A 16,344-nucleotide genomic window follows, 5' to 3' on the forward strand; every position below is an offset into this window, starting at 1 on the left:
TAGGCTCGAGGAATGGACGACAAGACGGTGTTGGGCCGCATCCACGGCCTGGTCGACGAGGAGCACAAGCTGCGCGATCAGCTCCGCCGCGGCGAGATCAGCGGAGCGGAGGAGCAGGCCCGGCTGCGGGAGCTCGAGGAGTCCCTCGACCAGTGCTGGGACCTGCTGCGCCGGCGGCGGGCCGCCCGGGACGCCGGCCACGACCCGGACGCCGAGCGGGCCCACAGCACCGGCGAGGTGGAGAGCTACCTCCAGTGAGGCGGGCGCCGGCTCCAGGGACGCCGCGCCGGCCGCGGCCACCGGGTGGCCGGCGGCCGCGGACCGAAACGCGCGCGGCTCAGCGCAGACCCGCCTCGTAGAAGAGGCGCTCGACCAGGTCCTCGGTGTCCACCGGCAGTCCGCGCGAGGTGAACCAGGCGGCGACGTTGCGGACGTCGCGGGCGATGAACTCGCCGCCCTGCGGGTTGGCGACCACGTCGACCACCTGCGGAAGGTCGATGAGCACCAGCCGCCCGTCGTGGACCAGCGTGTTGTAGGGCGACAGGTCCCCGTGGGCGAGCTGCGACCGGGCGAGAACGCTGAGCGCCTCCACCATCTGGCGCCAGAGGTCCTCGAGGCCGTCGCGGTCCGGGCGCACCTGGGCCAGGCGCGGTGCCGCCTCGCCGGTCTCCCAGTCGCCGATGAACTCCAGCATGAGCTCGGTGCCGATCAGCTGGACCGGGTACGGCACCGAGATCGTGCCGCCCTCCTGACCCACCTGCCAGAGCCGGGACAGCGCGCCGAACTCGGCGGCCGCCCACTGGCCGGCGATCAGTTCCTTGCCGAACGCCGTACGGTTGGTCATCGCGCGCATCTCGCGGGACCGGCGAACCCGCCGTCCCTCGAGGTAGCCCGCGTCGCGGTGGAACAGGCGGTGGTCGCCGTCGCGGTAGCGCTTGGCCGCGAGCATGCTGACCTCGCCGGTGGCCGGGATCGCCCGGCGCACCAGATGGACGTCGGCTTCCTTGCCGGTCTTGAGCATGCCCAGCTCGGTGTCCACGGCACCGTGCTCGGTGCGGACCCAGTCGGGTCGCGGTGTGGGCCCGTGCAGGGCACCGTCCCAGGTCGACCAGCGGTCGCCGGTCTCGGGTAGGTCGGGGTCCTCGGCGAGCTTCGGCTCGAGCCGGCCGCGCCTCAGAAAGTCGGGTTCGTCGTCGTCGAACTTGCGGCGGCCGCGGCGCATGGTGGACGGGCCGAAAGAGTCGTGCTCGCGCACTGGAGGGTCTCCTCGGAGAAGAAGGAAGGAAGTTTCTGAACCTGGGCACGGCGAAGAACAACGACAGCCATGAGGTCCACCCCCTTCTCTCGAGGAATTTCGCGGAACACGTACGGGAGCACTCTCCCGGGGGATCCCGGGACACGCAACCTATTTAGCGGTAGCCATGATGGCCGACAGGCCCTGGATGACGTTGCCGACCACGCGGGTCGGGGCGAACCGGTTGTCGATCCACTCCCGGCCCCGGTGCAACCACACGCTGGGTAGTCCCATCGCGGCCGCGCCGCCGATGTCGGCCTCGGGGCTGTCGCCGCAGATCCAGGCGCCGCTCAGCCGCATCCGGACCCGTTGGGCGGCGAGCGCGAAGATGCGCGGGTTGGGCTTGCTCACCCCGGCCTGCTCGGAGATGACCCAGTCGGCGATGTAGCGGTCGAGCCCGGTGCGCCGGATCCGCGATTCCTGCCGCTCGTGGGGGCCGTTGGTGACCACGACGGGCACCCAGCCGGCGTCACCGGCGATCTGCAGCGCGCAGGCGACGAGTGGATCGAGGCGTTCGTAGGCGAGCGGCCCCTCGTGCAGTTCCTCCAGCAGATCGATGGAGGGAATGTCGAGCTGGTAGCGGTCGCGAATCAGGTCGGCGAGGTCCCACCGGGAGGTCAGCCCGTCAGCATCCACGGACAGTAACCAGTCGAGGTCTTCGTGTGGCGCGGCGATCTCGTCGAGGAACCCCTTCGCCCACAGTTTGAACGCACCGCTGCGGTCGAGCAGGGTGTCGTCCAGGGCGAGGAAGACGAGAGGCACCCGCGCACTGTACGTGAGTGAATACGGGACCGAACAGACCACGAGTGGTAACAAGGGCCGGCCTGCCGGGTCTTTTTGCACTATCAGGACGCTGAGGCGCGAGCTGCCAAGCCGTACGTACGGATTGCAAGCGCGCCGGCCGGCGTGACACCATCGCTTCCGTGCCCAGGGTAAGCCAGGACCAGCTAGAGGCCCGCCGCCACGAAATCCTCGCCGCGGCTCGCGGATGCTTCGCGCGGTACGGCTACGAGGGCGCCACCGTGCGCCGCCTCGAGGAGGCCACCGGCCTGTCCCGAGGCGCGATCTTCCACCACTTCCGGGACAAGGACTCGCTGTTCCTCGCCGTGGCCGAGGACGACGCCGCCGCGATGGTGGAGACCGTCGCGCGCAACGGCCTCGTCCAGGTGATGCGCGACCTGCTGGAGCGCGCCGGCGGCAGCGGCGACACCGCCGGCTGGCTCGGCACCCAGCTGGAGGTGTCCCGGCGGCTGCGCACCGACCCGGAGTTCGCCCAGCGCTGGACCGAGCGGGCGGCGGCCATCGAGGCCGCCACCAAGGAGCGGCTCCAGCGGCAGCGCGACGCCCACGTGCTGCGCGACGACGTGCCGGTCGATGTGCTGACCCAGTTCCTCGAGCTGGCCTATGACGGGCTCGTGCTGCACCTCGCCACCGGCCGCCCGGCGGGCGAATTGGGCCGGGTTCTGGACGTCGTGGAGGAAGCCGTCAGGCGGCCGTGACCACGATGTTGCATTGATCTGCACAATGAGGGCCAGCAACCCTGCGAACACGGGAGGTCACACATGGCCCTCGCAGCACAAGGCGACACCTGGGGCATCTCCGGTCCGGCCTTCCTCCTCTTCTACGGCGTCGCCCTGGTCGCCGTGGCGATCATCGCCGTCGTCCACCGCCGCATCCTGTTCTCCGGCCCGCGCGACGCCTCCGTCGACTCGCTCGGCCCGCAGCAGGTCGCGTACCTGAACGGCGGCGACAAGCTCGCGGTCTACGCCTCGCTCAGCGGGCTGCGCGGCGCCGGAGCCATCGACGCCTCGGCGGGCAGGAAGCTGCGGCAGAGCGGGCCGATGCCCGCCGGCATGACCCCGCTCGACACCGCCGTCTACAACGCCGCCGGCCGACGGATCTCGGTCCGCCAGGTCCTCACCGACTCGTGGGTGCGTTCGGCGCTCGACCAGCTGAACGCCGGCCTGGAGGCGAACGGGCTCGCCGTCAGCGCCGCCAAGCGGCGGACGGCGCGGGCGTGGTTCACCGCCAGCCTGGCCCTGATCGGGCTGGGCGGCGCGCGGTTGGTCGCCGGCATCATCAACGGCAAGTCGGTCGGCTTCCTCGTCATCGCCCTGGTGGCCGCGTGCTTCCTCGCCGTCCTGCTGAGGCGGGCCCCCCAGCGCGCCACGACCGTCGCGCGCAAGCGCATGGCCGACCTGCGGCGCCGATACGACTACCTCTCCCCTCGGCAGTCGCCGTCCTACGCGACCTACGGCGCGGCGGGTGCGGCGATGGGCGTGGCCCTGTTCGGCGCGGCGTCGCTCTACGCCATGGACCCGGCCTTCGCGGCCGAGGCGGAGATCGAGCGCATCGCCGCCACCGGCGGGGTGAGCGGCTACACCAGCACCTCTACGAGCAGCGGCTCTTCGTGCGGTGGCGGTTCCTCCTCCTCGTGCGGTGGCGGTTCCTCCTGCGGTGGCGGAGGCGGGTGCGGCGGGTGAGCATCCCCGCCTACGGGGTCGGCATCGGCTGGCGCCCCGAGATCTCCGGCTACGTCGCCGGGCTTCCCGGGCTGCGCTTCGCCGAGGTCGTCGCCGAGTCGGTGCACGCGCACGCGGAGCTGCCGCGGGGCCTCGCCGAGCTGCGCGAACGCGGCGTCGCGGTGATCCCGCACGGCGTCAAGCTCTCCCTCGGCGGCGCCGAGCCGGTCGACCCCGACCGGGTCACCCAGCTGGCGGCGGTGGCCCGGCGCCTCGACGCCCCGCTGGTCAGCGAGCACATCGCGTTCGTCCGGGCCGGCGGGGTGGAGGCCGGGCACCTGCTGCCCGTACCCCGCACCCGCGAAGCGGTCGACGCGGTGGTCGCCAACGTGCGGCGTACCCGCGCGGAGTTGGACGTGCCGATCGCGCTCGAGCCGATCGCCGCGCTCTTCGACTGGCCGGACGACGAGCTCGACGAGGGGGCGTTCCTCACCGAGATCCTCGAGCGTACGGACGCCCTCCTGCTGCTCGACGTGGCGAACGTGTACGCCAACGCCCGCAACCGCGGCACCGACCCGGCGGCCCTGCTCGACCGGGTGCCACTGGAGCGGATCGCGTACTGCCACGTGGCCGGCGGCTCGGCGCACGACGGCGTCTACCACGACACGCACACCGACGCGGTGCCGCCGGAGGTCCTGGATCTCGTCGCCGAGCTCTGCCGACGGCACCGTCCCCCGGCGCTGATGCTGGAACGCGACGGCGACTACCCGCCGGCCGCGGAACTGACGGCGGAACTGGACGCCATCGCCGCCGCGTCCGGCTACCCGGCGATCACATGACCTCCCTGGCCGAGCGGCAGGCGGCACTCGTGGCGGCGCTGACCTCGGGCGCCGCCGTACCCCCGGGGTTCGACGCCCGGCTGGTCGAGGTCGCGCGGGTCGCGCTGCTGCGCAAACGGGCCGGCGAGGTCGCGCGCCAGTGGCCCGACCTGGCGGCGGCCCTCGGGCCGCGATGGACCAGCGAGTGGGCCACGTGGGCCGCCACCCGCCCGACCCGCGGCTCGCTGCGCGACGGCTGGGACCTGGCCCGCGACCTCGCCGGACGCGGCGCCCTGCCACCGGCCGCCGGGGCCGAACTCGCCGCGCGGGAGGCGGCGATGCGCTACGACGGCCAGACCGCGCCGCGCTCCCGCCGGCTACCCGCGCTGCGCCGCGCCGCCGGGTCCGTCGCGATCCAGGTCGCCGGCCGGACACGGATCCTGCGCCGGCCCTGACACCTCTGCCATGACCTAGCCACCGGACCGGCAAGCGGAACGAGCGGGGCCGGATATGACCTCATACCCGAGCCGCCGGTGCCGATCCACTGACTCGTGACCGATGAGACATACCGGCGGCGGATCGCCCGGCAGTCGCGCATGCCAACCCGCCGGCACCCCGCCTGGGCTTTCACCGCCGGCGTCGTGGTCGGCGTGGGTGGGTTCGTCGCCATACACGCTGTGCGCCGGCGCACGAAGGGCGCCCCGCCACCCGGCCCCTCGACCGGGCTCGGGGTGCTACCCGGCGCCGCCGGACCGGAGCCGGTCGCCTCGACCGGCGGCGGACGCCCCACCCCGGCGCCGGACCACCGCTTGCGGGCCATGTTCCTGGTGGCTGTCCTTGTCGCGGTGACCGTCGGGTTTGTCGTCTACCGACACACCGCCGACGCCAACGAACTGGCGAAGCCGTACTCGCCCCTCATCGTTCCCACCGCACGGCCGTGGGTGCTCCCTGCCGACAGCCTGCCGGACTGGCCGAGGGACACGTCGACCAGGACCCCGCCCGCCAGCCCGCCCTCGGCTGGTCTGTCATCGGACCCGGACGACGGCATCGTCGCGCGCAGCGGACTCGTCCCGCGTACCAGCAAAGTGATCATGCGGCGGCTCAACGGCGATCGCATGACCGTCTCGATCGAGGATGTCGTCAACGCGCAACCCTGGACTCACCAGAAGCTTCCCGCGTATCCGCTCCTGCGGCCGGCCCGCGGCAAGCGGCTCGTCTTCGTCGAGGTGGAGGTTAGGAACACGGGGTACACCACGTTCCCCGAGCACGTCGGGTTCTTCCGTGGTTCGGTCTCCGACCGCGACGGCCACGTCTACCAACCGAACGCCCGTTTGACCAACGCCGTGAACAGCGGTCCCGAATCTGCCCCACTCGCCCCGGACTGGTCGGCCGTTGGCATCATGGTGTTCGAGGTGAAGGAGTCGACCCGGGTGACGAGTTTCCGGTTCGGTCCCTGGCCCTCCGTTTCCCGGCAGACCCAGGAGTGGTCGCTAGCCGACGGCTGAGACCTCCAGGTCTGCACGCAGCGTGAACAAGCTCGGGAGCGACCGTCGAAACCACCGGACGATCAAGATCCGCGAGTGGTGCCGGTTCAGTCAGGGTCCGACAGGCGAAGCGGGCCGGGATGTCAGGCAGGCGTGGCCGGGGCGAGGAGCCGGTCGCGCAGGAGCTCGTCGTTGATGACGAGGTCGTCGTCCGCGCCTCCGACGGCCAGCCGCTCATCGCGTGCGGCGAGCCGGGCCGCCTCCGCCGTCGCGCCCAGCTTCCGCAGCAGGGAGACCGCCGCGGCCGTGCGCCGGCTCTCCTCGATCGCCCGCACCACGACCGGCACCAGTTCGGCGGCCGGCACCCCGAGCCGCCGCAGGGCACCGGCCGCCGCCACCCCGGCCCACGGGTCGTCCAGCAAGGTCCGCAGCTCCGGCACCCAGACAGCCATCTCACCGCGCCACCCGCGGCCGCCCAGTCCCCGGTCGGCGCCCGGTCCGGCCGCGGGTCGATCGGTGTCGGGGACCGGGCCGGCCAGGTCGGCCACCACCGTCGCGGCCAGCACCGCCCGGTGACCACCCGCTATGAGGACGGCATGCAGGGTCGGCAGCGCCGCGGTCGTGTCCCCCGTCGCGGCGATCACCACCTGCGCCGCGAGCAGCTGCGCGGCGCACTGCGACAGCGTGGCGCCGGCTTCCCCGGTCAGCAGCAGTTCGAACTCGGGCACCAGCGGCAACGCCAACGGGCCGAGCAGGGCGACCACGCCGGGCGGCACCGGCGGGCGGGCGGTCAACAGGGCCCGCAGGGCGGGCGTCGGGTCACCGGTGAGCCGGAACAGCGCGGTCGCGGCGAGCAGGCCACCGGGCCGGGACGCGGCCGCGCGCAGGGCGGGCACCATCGGCGCGGCGAGGTGGCCGGCGGCCAGCAACGCCCGGGTAGCCGCTTGCGGCGCGCGGGGCACGGCGTCGAGCAGCTCCGGCACCGCGTCCGCGGCGTCGGTTCCCCACCGGGCCACGATCTCGCACAGGACGCTCGCGGCGTTCCGGGAAGCGTCGTCGGAGCCGGTGAGGCCGGCGAGGCGACCACGGACGGCGTCGCGGACCTCGGTCGGGCAGGTCAGCGGCATCAGGGCGTGCGGTAGCAGGGCGACGCCCTCGCGGATCACCGGATCGATCCACCGCGGATCGCCGACGAGCATCAACGTCTCGACCGCCCGGCGCCGCGTGGCGGGCTCCGGCGCGGCGGCCGCCACCTCGCCGAGGAAGCCGGCATACCGGGCCGCGGCTCGACCGCACCGGCGCAGCGCCGCGACCACCTCGTCCCGCAACAGCGGATCGTGCAGCAAGGGCTCCAGCAACGGTACGAGCACCGCCGGCGCGGACCGGGCCGTCTGGCAGCGTGCGGCCAGCGCCCCGACGGCGGCGCGGCGGACGTCGGGTGACGACGAGCTCAACCGCGCGGCCAGCTGCGCCGGGTCGCCGTCGCCGCGGGCCAGCGCCGCCGGGTCCACCCTGTATTCGTCGAGCACCGGGGCACCCTACCCGCCAGGCCCCGCGTCGGACGCCCACCGCGGGCGTGGTGGCAGGATCGGGGCATGGATCTGGGACTCGCCGACCGCGTCTACGTTCTCACCGGAGCCTCGCGGGGCCTCGGCTTCGCCACCGCGCGGGCCCTCGTGGCCGACGGCGCCCGGGTCGTGATCTCCTCCCGGTCACCCGCCGGGGTCGACGGGGCCGTCGCCGCCCTGGGCGACGCCGCCGTCGGGGTCCCCGCCGACCTCACCGACGCGGGCACGCCTGACCTGCTGCTGCGCACCGCGACCGAACGGTTCGGCCGCTGCGACGGCGCGCTGATCTCGGTCGGTGGGCCGGGCGGCGGCACCGCCGCCTCCCGCAGCGACGACGAGTGGCGCGCGGCCTTCGAAACCGTCTTCCTGGGCGCGGTGCGGGCCGCCCGCACCTTCGCGGCGGCGCTGCCGGCCGGCGGCGCGATCGGCTTCGTCCTGTCCACGTCGTCGCGCACGCCGATCCCCGGCCTGGGCCTGTCCAACGGCCTGCGCCCCGGCCTGGCCGGCGTCGCCAAGGACATGGCCGACGAGTACGCACCCCGCGGCGTCCGCGTGCTGAGCCTGCTCCCCGGCCGCCTGCTGACCGACCGCAACCGGGAGCTGTTCGCGGCCACCGGCGACCCGGAGCGGGCCGCGGCGGAGGCGGCGGCGGCCGTCCCGCTGGGCCGGCTCGGCGAGCCGGAGGAGTTCGGCCGGGTGGCGGCGTTCCTGCTCTCCCCGGCCGCGAGCTACCTGACCGGCATCTCCGTGCCCGTCGACGGCGGCGCGCTCCGCACCCTGTGAGCGGCCCGCGTCACCGCACCGGACCGTACGGCGCGTGGGACGCCCCGGTGGTCAGCGCCCAGTAGCGGTCGCCGTAGGACCAGTGCCACCACTCGGTCGGATAGTTCACCATGCCCACCGCGGCGAGAGCGTCGCTCAACAGCCGCCGGTTCTCGCCCGCCGCCGCCGGGATGTTGCGCGCCGCGGTGAAGCAGGCGTTGTCGCTCTCGACGGGCGTCGCGTCGATCGGCGTACCCATGTCGAGCTCGATGCCGTCCGCCGTGCACAGGGTCAGGTCGACGGCGCCGCCGGTGCTGTGGGGTGCCACCTCCACCGGGGAGACGAACTTGCTCGTCTCCACCAGCAGCCGCCGGTCCGGCCAGGACGGGTGGCGCCGGCGCAACTCGTCGCGGTAACGGGTCCAGATGGCGTGCTGCGCCGCGTACGGTCGATAACCCTCGACGACCAGCAGGCGCAGGCCGTCCGGCAGCTTGCGTTGCGCGTCCACCAGCCGCGACGCCACCTCGGCGCGCAACCGGGCGTAGGCGCCCTCGGGGTCGGCGGCGCGGCCGTCGAGCCGCAGCTCCGGCACGTCGCGCACGTCGATGATCGGATCGCCGTCGTCCTCGCTGGGCACCGCGGCGACGCGAGGGTCGCAGAGCAGGATCATCGCGCGGCCGCCGACCGCGGCATGGTGTTGCGCTCGTTCACGTCCAACCGTCCCGCCGCCTCGTCCTGACACAGTTTCCTACCCCGACCTACGCTCCCGACGCTCATGCTGCCGGCTGGTGTCGCTTCCCGGTCGCTTCCGTGCCGCGCGTCAGCAGATCGGCGACCAGGTCGGGTTCGACGTTGCCGCCGGTGAGCAGGACGCCGACCGTACGGTGGATGCCGGAAGCCGTGACCCGCAGCGCGCCGGCGAGCGCGGCCGCCCCGGAAGGCTCGGCCAGCAGGCGCAGCTCGGACAGGACGAGCCGGAACGCCTCCGCGATCTCGGCGTCGTCCACCCGCACCGCGCCGATGCCGGCCTCGTGCAGGATGCCGAAGGGCAGCGCACCGACACAGGTGGGCCGCAGTCCGTCGGCGAGCGTCGGCGCGGGCACGACCGGCACCCGCCGTCCGGCGGCGAGGCTGCGGGCCAGCGAATCGCAGCCGACCGGCTCGACGCCGTACAGGTCGATGCCCCGGCCGGCCGCCGCCAGGCTCGCCCCCGCGGCCCCTCCCCCGCCCCCGACCGGAACGACGAGGGCGTCCAGCGGCGTACCGGCCCGCTCGGCCTCCTCGATCAGCTCGAGGGCGGCCGTACCCTGGCCGGCCACCACGTCCGCGTGGTCGTACGCGTCGATCACGGCGTACCCGGTCTCGGTGTGAATCCGCGCGACCAGCCGCAGCCGCTCCTCGGCGTCGGCACCACCCACGACGACGCGCGCACCTGCCGCCTCGGCCCGCGAAACCTTGGCGGCGGGCGCGTCCGCCGGCAGAACGACGATGGCGGCCAGGCCGTGCCGGCGGGCGGCGAGGGCGACGGCCAGGGCGTGGTTGCCGGTGCTCTGGCAGACGACGCCGGTGGCGCTGCCGGCCGCCGCCAGCCGCCCCACGGCGACGGTCGCGCCGCGCATCTTGTAGGAGCCGCCGTCCTGGAGGTTCTCGGCCTTGAAGAGCAGCCGCGCCCCGGCCCGGGCGTCGAGCGACGCGGAACGGACCACCGGCGTACGCACCACTCTCCCGTCCAGGAACCGCGCCGCCTCCTCGACGTCAGCCCGCGTGAGCCGCAGATCCGTGACCGCACTCCCCATGCCCGTCTCCCTGCTCGATCGACCAACGGGCTCGAGTCTCACAGCGAACCTTCAGCGCGACCTCGGCCCGCGGGCGGATCATGCGAGCGGCGGCGCTGCGACTTTCGGCGGATAGGCTCGCCGGATGACGCCGCATCCACCGTCTTCTTCCGCGGCCGCGTCGTCGCCCGCGCTGTCCACGGTGCGGCCTACGCCCGCGGAGGTCGCGGCGGCGGCGGGACGGACGATCCCGGACCTGGTCGGCCCGGACCTGCGGGTGTTGTTCTCCGGCATCAACCCGAGCCTCTACTCGGCGGCGACCGGACATCACTTCGCCCGCCCCGGCAATCGTTTCTGGCCGGCCCTGCACCGCTCCGGCTTCACCCCACGGCTGCTCCACCCGTCGGAGCAGTGGGCGCTGCCCGAGACAGGGCTGGGCGTCACCAACGTGGTGGCCCGGGCGACCGCCCGAGCCGACGAGCTGTCCCCGGCGGAGCTGGTGGCGGGCGGTGAGGTCCTGGCCGCGCTGGTGGACCGGTGGCGTCCCCGGTTCCTGGCGGTGCTCGGCGTGACGGCGTACCGCACCGCGTTCGGCCGTCCGAAGGCGACGATGGGACCGCAGGCCGAGCGGATCGCGGACGTTCCGGTGTGGGTTCTGCCCAATCCGAGCGGGCTGAACGCCCACTACACCGCCGAGACGCTCGGAGTGGCCTTCGCCGAGCTGGGAACGGCGGCCGACCGGTGACCGCCGGCCCTGGCGCGTTCACCCCGGTGCTGATCCCGAGCGTCTATCTCGGCCCGGCCGCGTGGCAGCCCGTCGCCGGGGTGCTGCGGGACCGCTTCGGCCTGTCGGCGGTAACGCTCGCGCCGCCATGGGTGGGATCACGTCCCGGCGGCATATCTCTCCTTCGGTGACGGCTACGCCGAGGAGGTCGTCGACGCTCGCGATCGGGGCTGGACAGTGCACACCATGACGGGCTACCACCTCCAGATGCTGTGCGAGCCGGAGGCGGTAGCGGAGGAAATCGTCCGGTTGGTCATCTCGCTCGGTGAGCCGCCGGCAGGAGTGGTTGTCGGCCGTTAAGGAACGGGGTAGCGGCAGATCCGGTCATGCCTTACCGTTCCGGCCCGTGGGAATCTTGAGCAAGATCAGTGACTGGCGAATGAAGATTTTTTTGTGGGTGGGCCTGCCGTTTGTCGCCTTCGCGGCCATGGCGCTCGGCGCCACCGATCTCGTGCCGGCCTGGAAGGCGCATAACGGCGGCGGAACGGTCGGCACGTTCACCGCGGAGCGGGAAGAGTGCGGCCGGCGCTCGTGCTCGTTCCACGGCTCGTGGGTGGCCGACAACGGCAGCGACCGCCGGGCGAACGTCACGCTGTACGACGAGCCCGACTCGCTCGTCGTCGGCCAGACCGTCAAGGCCGCGGACACCGGGGCGAGCGGCGTGTTCGCCACGGCGGGCGGATACAGCTACCTCCTGCTCACCGCATTCGTGCTGGCAGGCATCGGGGCGCTCGTCGGCTGGGTGTTCGTGATCCGCAACGCGATCCGGAAGTGGCGTGGGCGAAACGCCCAGCCCGTCGCCGCTTAGTCAGGGCGGCATGAGGTCTCCGGACACCGGAGACCTCATGGCCACCCTGCCTCCTACCAGGTGCCGGGGTCGGGAACCTGTTCGGCGATGTGGAGGCCACCGAGGATCTGAAGTACCTCGGCCTGGGTGAAGGGATTCTTTCGCGTCTCGACGGTGGCCGTGATGAGCAGTCCATCGACCCTCATGGTCCAGGACCGGCCGTCGGGGTCGGCATACGCGTGGTAAGGGCCGGCTTTCAGCGGCGGGCGATCGTCGTCGGTGTCAGGCTCGAAGGCGTGGGCCTGAACGCTCAGCCGACGTTGCCCGTCGACTACGGTCCAGCCTCCGCTGCGGAACACAGCCGGAGAGTCCTGCGCGAGCGCGACGTCACAGTCCGGTACCGTCGCGCCCGCCGGCAGGCTACTCGGTCGGAACGGCAGCACGCACCGTCGCGTCTGGTCGAAGCGGACCTGCCGCAAGATCTGCTCCGCCCGCTCCTGGCTGGTCGTCTGCACCTCGACCCGCGCCCACAGACCGCTGACGGGTTGCCACTCGAACGCGTATATCCGCCCCTCGAGGCCGTTCTTCTCCTTCCAGGGCCTCGACGTGCTCAGGGTCGCTTCGCGGTCCCCCAGGCTGACGCCGACCGGGGCGGACATCTCGGTCCGGGGTCCGCTGCTGAACGCCAATGGCAGTGCCGAGAACCTCTGCTGGGACTGGGCCAGCGCCACATACACCTGAAAGTCGGTGCGCTGCACGTCCGCGGTCTCCAGCCCGGGTGCGGAGGTCCAGGCGACCCGCCGAGCGGTGGCCAGCGTGTCCACCGAGAAATGCAGCAGCCCCGGATCGCTGCCGACCAGATCGGGCCGCGCGGCGGCACCGGGCTGCCCGTCCGCGGCCGGCAGTTTCGCGAGGTCGACGTCCAATGCCGCGGACGGTGAGGGAGCCGGGCTCACCGGCGTCGTCGCATGCTGGCTGGGCAGCCACACAGTGATGACCGCCGTCCCGGCGATGGCGGCCGCCGCGAGTAGCGTGGCGGCTCGGCGCCGGGCCCGCATCCGTCGGCCCCGCGCCACCGCAACGTGCAGCAGCGGTTGCGGGTCGATCGGTGATCCGGCGTCCGCGCGCTGCTGAAGGCTCTTGGACAGCACCTGGTCGAGGTCGGCGCTCATCGGCGATCTCCCATCGGCTCGTGAAACTCGGGTCGCAGACGCTGCAGCTTGTCCAGGGCCCGCTTGGCCTGGGTGCGAACGGTGCCCTGCGAGCACTGCAGCAGTCCGGCGATGGTGGCGTCGTCGTAGTCCTCGTAGTAGCGCAACACGATCACCGCGCGTTGCCGGGGCGGCAACTGGTGCACCATCCGCCACACTTCGTCACGTTCGGCCGACTCCGCGGCGCAGTCCCGGCCGATGGCGCTGTCCCGCACGGCGGCCACGGTGATCTCGCGGTTGACCAGGCGGCGCAGCCAGGAACGGTGCGCGTTGACCACCATCCGCCGCACGTAGAGATCGGGTCGATCCAGCGTGCCCACCCGTCCCCACCGCACGTATGCCTTGGCCAGCACCTCCTGCACCAGATCCTCGGCCCGGTGCTCGTCACCGGTCAGCAGGCGTGCCAACCGCACCAGGGCCACGCCCCGCACCAACACGTATTCCTCGAACGTCACGCCCTATGAAACGCACCCACAAGGCCGCCACGTAGACAGGACAAGAGAAAAATTTCCGCGAGGGCGCCGAATCGACGGCTGGACCCCGCGCGCGTGGTCTTCCAGTCGTCGTTCACGATTGCCGGGTGCTGATGTCCGTCATGATCGCCCAAGTCCCCGCCACCTGGAACGTCGACGCCAACCTGGCCACGGTGCGGCAGGTTCTCGACGAGACACGAGCGGGCGATGTGGTCGTCATGCCCGAAGGCATGCTCTCCGGCTACGGCGAGGATCTGACGCGGCTCGACGCGATGGACCCCGCCGCGGTGCAGCACGCCGTCGCGGAGACGGCAGCGATCGCCGAGCGGAAGCAGGTGCACCTCTTCTGCGGATCGCTGCTGCCCTCGGACGGCGGATGGTGCAACGCCGGCCTGTTCTTCTCGGCCCACGGCGGCTACCAGGTCTACCGGAAGATCAACCTCGCGATGAACGAGCGTGGCCGACTGCACAGTGGCGACCACCTGCCGACCATCGACATACCGCAGCCCGGCGGGCCCGTCACCGCGGGTGTGCAGCTCTGCCGGGAGATTCGCTTTCCGGAACAGTGGCAGTATCTGGCTTCGGCGGGGGCTCAGCTGTTCGTCTACCTCACCAACGCCGCCAACACCGGCGAAGCCGAGGGTGTCTGGCGCAGTCATCTGATCAGTCGGGCCGCCGAGAATCAGCGCTTCCTGGCGTCCGCCAACATCGCGCACCCCGACCAGCACTGCCCGAGCATGGTGGTTTCCCCGCGCGGTGAGGTTCTCGGCGAGCTTCCTCCCGGGCGCGCGGATCTGTTACGGCAGACCCTCGACATCACCCAGGCTGGAGACTGGTATCTCGGTCAACGCCGCCAGGACGTCCTGTCCCTGGCCTATCACGGAGATGCCCCTCCCAGCCGCGACTCCGCTCGCCGGCGGACGGTCAGGGTTCGATCGGGGACGGGACCGGGATGATGACGGTTTCCACCTCGGGGACGAGCGGGCTGCTGTCCGCGAACTGGGTGCGGTAGAGCTCCGCATACAGGCCGCCGGCCGCCACCAGCTCGGCGTGTTTGCCGCGTTCGACGATGCGGCCGTCGTCGAGTACCAGGATCAGGTCGGCCTCGCGGACAGTGGACAGCCGGTGGGCGATGACCAGCGCGGTGCGGCCCGTGAGCGCGGTGGACAGCGCTCGCTGGACGGCTGCCTCGGACTCGCTGTCGAGGTGTGCGGTGGCCTCGTCCAAGATGACGATCGTCGGCTGCTTGAGCAGGAGGCGGGCGATCGCGAGGCGCTGCTTCTCGCCGCCGGAGAACCGGTAACCGCGCTCGCCCACCACGGTGTCGAGGCCGTCGGGCAGCGCACGGACGAGGTCGGCGACCTGTGCGCCGCGCAGCGCCTCCCACATCTGTTCCTCGGTGGCGCCGGGGCGCGCATAGCGCAGGTTTTCCGCGATGGTCTCGTGGAAAAGGTGCGAGTCCTGGGTGACCACACCGATGGTGTCGCGCAGCGAGTCGAGGGTGGCGTCGCGCACGTCGATGCCGCCGACGCGGACCGCGCCCTCGGTCGCGTCGTAGACGCGGGACACGAGCATCGAGGTAGTGGACTTGCCGGCGCCGGACGGGCCGACGAGGGCCACCAGCTGCCCCGGCTCGACGGTGAAGTCGACGCCGCGCAGGACGGGTGCGTTCTCCGTGCGGTCCAGCGCGGCCACGTCTTCCAGCGTGGCCAGGGAGACCTCGTCGGCGCTCGGATAGCGGAAGTGCACGTCGCGGAACTCCAGCCGGCCCGCGCCGGCCGGGATGGCGACCGCGTCGGGCTTCTCCTCGATGCCCGGCTTGAGGTCGAGCACCTCGAACACCCGGTCGAAGGAGACGAGCGCGCTCATCACGTCGACGCGCACGTTGCTGAGCGCGGTGAGCGGACCGTACAGCCGGGTGAGCAGCAGGGCGAGGGTCACGACGGTGCCGGCGGTGACGCTGCCGGTGACGGCGAGCCAGCCGCCCAGGCCATAGGTGAGGGCCTGCGCGAGCGAGGCGACCAGCAGCATCGCCACGAAGAAGGTGCGGGAATACATGGCCTGCTGCACGCCGATGTCGCGGACCCGCTGGGCGCGCTCGCCGAAGCGGGCGGCCTCCGCCTCGGGCCGGCCGAAGAGCTTGACCAGCAGCGCCCCGGAGACGTTGAAGCGCTCGGTCATGGTGGCGTTCATCTTGGCGTCGAGGTTGTAGGACTCGCGGGTGATCTCGGCGAGCCGCTTGCCCACCCGGCGCGCGGGAACGATGAACAGCGGCAGCAGCACCAGCGAGAGCACGGTGATCTGCCACGAGAGGCTGAACATCACGGCCGCGGTGAGCACGAGCTGGATCACGTTGCTGACCACGCCGGACAGTGTCGAGGTGAACGCGCGCTGGGCACCGGTGACGTCGTTGTTGAGGCGGCTGACCAGCGCGCCGGTCTGGGTCCGGGTGAAGAACTGCAGGGGCATGCGCTGGACGTGGTCGTAGACCCGGGTGCGCAGGTCGAGGATGATGCCCTCGCCGATGCGCGCCGAATACCACCGCTGGGCCAGGGACAGGAAGGCGTCGACCACCGCCAGCCCGGCGATGGTCAGCGCGAGCCGGATGACGATCGACGCGGCATCGGCACCACCGGTGGTGATCGCGTTGACGACGTGGCCCGCGAGCACCGGGGTGGCGACGCCGATGGCCGCGGCGAACACAACGGTGACGAGGAAGACGAGGATGTCGCGCCGGTAGGGCCGGGCGAATCGCAGGATGCGCCGGGTCGTGCCCTGGCTGAGCTGGTGCTGGGTGACCCGATCGGAATTCTGGATCGACCGCAGCATGGTCCAGCTCGATCCGCCGGATGTCGGACCCATGCGTCACCTCCCGGGCGTCGTTTCTCAGCAGGCCACAAGTGTGCCCGCTGGGTATGACAACCTG

Annotated in this window: 19 protein-coding genes; 11 read left to right on the forward strand and 8 right to left on the reverse strand. The window is 72.3% G+C overall.

Annotated elements, in window-relative coordinates; all coding sequences use genetic code 11:
- Positions 1 to 12 precede the first annotated feature (12 nt).
- A complete protein-coding gene (locus tag AB0M36_RS30465) occupies positions 13 to 258 on the forward strand; it encodes a DUF2630 family protein (RefSeq protein WP_364164385.1) in 246 nt (81 codons plus the stop codon).
- Positions 259 to 337: 79 nt separating this feature from the next.
- Here AB0M36_RS30465 and AB0M36_RS30470 read toward each other — a convergent pair whose 3' ends face one another.
- A complete protein-coding gene (locus AB0M36_RS30470; RefSeq protein ID WP_364164525.1) occupies positions 338 to 1,222 on the reverse strand; it encodes an RIO1 family regulatory kinase/ATPase in 885 nt (294 codons plus the stop codon).
- Between the two features lie 183 nt (positions 1,223 to 1,405).
- A complete protein-coding gene (locus tag AB0M36_RS30475; RefSeq protein ID WP_364164388.1) occupies positions 1,406 to 2,056 on the reverse strand; it encodes an HAD family hydrolase in 651 nt (216 codons plus the stop codon).
- A gap of 161 nt (positions 2,057 to 2,217) precedes the next feature.
- Between AB0M36_RS30475 and AB0M36_RS30480 the strand changes: the two genes are divergently transcribed.
- From AB0M36_RS30480 to AB0M36_RS30500, 5 genes are all read left to right on the forward strand, one after another.
- Positions 2,218 to 2,793, forward strand: a complete 576-nt coding sequence (locus AB0M36_RS30480) for a helix-turn-helix domain-containing protein (protein WP_364164391.1) — start codon at positions 2,218 to 2,220, stop codon at positions 2,791 to 2,793.
- A 63-nt stretch (positions 2,794 to 2,856) separates the two neighbouring features.
- The gene (locus AB0M36_RS30485; RefSeq protein WP_364164394.1) at positions 2,857 to 3,777 is read left to right on the forward strand and encodes a TIGR04222 domain-containing membrane protein; all 921 of its coding nucleotides are present in this window, start codon (positions 2,857 to 2,859) and stop codon (positions 3,775 to 3,777) included.
- Complete coding sequence (locus AB0M36_RS30490; RefSeq protein WP_364164397.1) at positions 3,765 to 4,595, forward strand: DUF692 domain-containing protein; 831 nt, start codon at positions 3,765 to 3,767, stop codon at positions 4,593 to 4,595. The genes AB0M36_RS30485 and AB0M36_RS30490 overlap by 13 nt, the downstream gene beginning before the upstream one ends.
- Positions 4,592 to 5,029, forward strand: a complete 438-nt coding sequence (locus tag AB0M36_RS30495) for a hypothetical protein (RefSeq protein ID WP_364164400.1) — start codon at positions 4,592 to 4,594, stop codon at positions 5,027 to 5,029. The genes AB0M36_RS30490 and AB0M36_RS30495 overlap by 4 nt, the downstream gene beginning before the upstream one ends.
- Before the next feature lie 96 nt (positions 5,030 to 5,125).
- Complete coding sequence (locus tag AB0M36_RS30500) at positions 5,126 to 6,079, forward strand: hypothetical protein (RefSeq protein WP_364164403.1); 954 nt, start codon at positions 5,126 to 5,128, stop codon at positions 6,077 to 6,079.
- Between the two features lie 122 nt (positions 6,080 to 6,201).
- Here the strand turns inward: AB0M36_RS30500 and AB0M36_RS30505 are convergent, their stop codons facing one another.
- Complete coding sequence (locus tag AB0M36_RS30505) at positions 6,202 to 7,587, reverse strand: hypothetical protein (protein WP_364164405.1); 1,386 nt, start codon at positions 7,585 to 7,587, stop codon at positions 6,202 to 6,204.
- Between the two features lie 66 nt (positions 7,588 to 7,653).
- Here AB0M36_RS30505 and AB0M36_RS30510 point away from each other — a divergent pair, with 66 nt between their 5' ends.
- The gene (locus tag AB0M36_RS30510) at positions 7,654 to 8,409 is read left to right on the forward strand and encodes an SDR family oxidoreductase (protein WP_364164408.1); all 756 of its coding nucleotides are present in this window, start codon (positions 7,654 to 7,656) and stop codon (positions 8,407 to 8,409) included.
- A gap of 10 nt (positions 8,410 to 8,419) precedes the next feature.
- On the opposite strand, the gene AB0M36_RS30515 is transcribed toward AB0M36_RS30510, so the two are convergent.
- Positions 8,420 to 9,058 carry a M15 family metallopeptidase gene (locus AB0M36_RS30515; protein ID WP_364164410.1) on the reverse strand — a complete coding sequence of 213 codons (639 nt, stop codon included), beginning with the start codon at positions 9,056 to 9,058 and terminating at the stop codon, positions 8,420 to 8,422.
- A 103-nt stretch (positions 9,059 to 9,161) separates the two neighbouring features.
- The gene (locus AB0M36_RS30520) at positions 9,162 to 10,184 is read right to left on the reverse strand and encodes a pyridoxal-phosphate dependent enzyme (RefSeq protein WP_364164413.1); all 1,023 of its coding nucleotides are present in this window, start codon (positions 10,182 to 10,184) and stop codon (positions 9,162 to 9,164) included.
- A 124-nt stretch (positions 10,185 to 10,308) separates the two neighbouring features.
- On the opposite strand from AB0M36_RS30520, the gene mug reads away from it, so the two are divergent.
- The 3 genes from mug (at position 10,309) to AB0M36_RS30535 (ending at position 11,755) form a co-directional block, all read left to right on the forward strand.
- Positions 10,309 to 10,908: a G/U mismatch-specific DNA glycosylase gene (gene mug / locus AB0M36_RS30525; protein WP_364164416.1), complete on the forward strand. Its 600-nt coding sequence runs from the start codon at positions 10,309 to 10,311 to the stop codon at positions 10,906 to 10,908.
- A complete protein-coding gene (locus AB0M36_RS30530; protein WP_364164418.1) occupies positions 10,905 to 11,078 on the forward strand; it encodes a hypothetical protein in 174 nt (57 codons plus the stop codon). Before mug ends, AB0M36_RS30530 begins: the two co-directional genes overlap by 4 nt.
- 248 nt (positions 11,079 to 11,326) lie before the next feature.
- The gene (locus AB0M36_RS30535; RefSeq protein WP_364164421.1) at positions 11,327 to 11,755 is read left to right on the forward strand and encodes a hypothetical protein; all 429 of its coding nucleotides are present in this window, start codon (positions 11,327 to 11,329) and stop codon (positions 11,753 to 11,755) included.
- A 53-nt stretch (positions 11,756 to 11,808) separates the two neighbouring features.
- On the opposite strand, the gene AB0M36_RS30540 is transcribed toward AB0M36_RS30535, so the two are convergent.
- Both AB0M36_RS30540 and AB0M36_RS30545 read right to left on the reverse strand, forming a co-directional pair.
- Positions 11,809 to 12,906 (reverse strand): hypothetical protein, encoded by a 1,098-nt coding sequence (locus tag AB0M36_RS30540; protein ID WP_364164424.1) that lies wholly within the window; start codon positions 12,904 to 12,906, stop codon positions 11,809 to 11,811.
- Positions 12,903 to 13,400, reverse strand: coding sequence for a SigE family RNA polymerase sigma factor (locus AB0M36_RS30545; protein WP_364164426.1), 498 nt, complete (start codon positions 13,398 to 13,400; stop codon positions 12,903 to 12,905). Before AB0M36_RS30545 ends, AB0M36_RS30540 begins: the two co-directional genes overlap by 4 nt.
- A 131-nt stretch (positions 13,401 to 13,531) precedes the next feature.
- On the opposite strand from AB0M36_RS30545, the gene AB0M36_RS30550 reads away from it, so the two are divergent.
- Complete coding sequence (locus tag AB0M36_RS30550; protein ID WP_364164528.1) at positions 13,532 to 14,374, forward strand: carbon-nitrogen hydrolase family protein; 843 nt, start codon at positions 13,532 to 13,534, stop codon at positions 14,372 to 14,374.
- Here the strand turns inward: AB0M36_RS30550 and AB0M36_RS30555 are convergent.
- Complete coding sequence (locus tag AB0M36_RS30555; RefSeq protein WP_364164428.1) at positions 14,343 to 16,280, reverse strand: ABC transporter ATP-binding protein; 1,938 nt, start codon at positions 16,278 to 16,280, stop codon at positions 14,343 to 14,345. The genes AB0M36_RS30550 and AB0M36_RS30555 overlap by 32 nt on opposite strands.
- Between the last annotated feature and the right edge of the window lie 64 nt (positions 16,281 to 16,344).

The sequence above is a fragment of the Actinoplanes sp. NPDC051346 genome (genome assembly GCF_040682215.1).
In the GTDB taxonomy this organism is placed as follows: domain Bacteria; phylum Actinomycetota; class Actinomycetes; order Mycobacteriales; family Micromonosporaceae; genus Actinoplanes.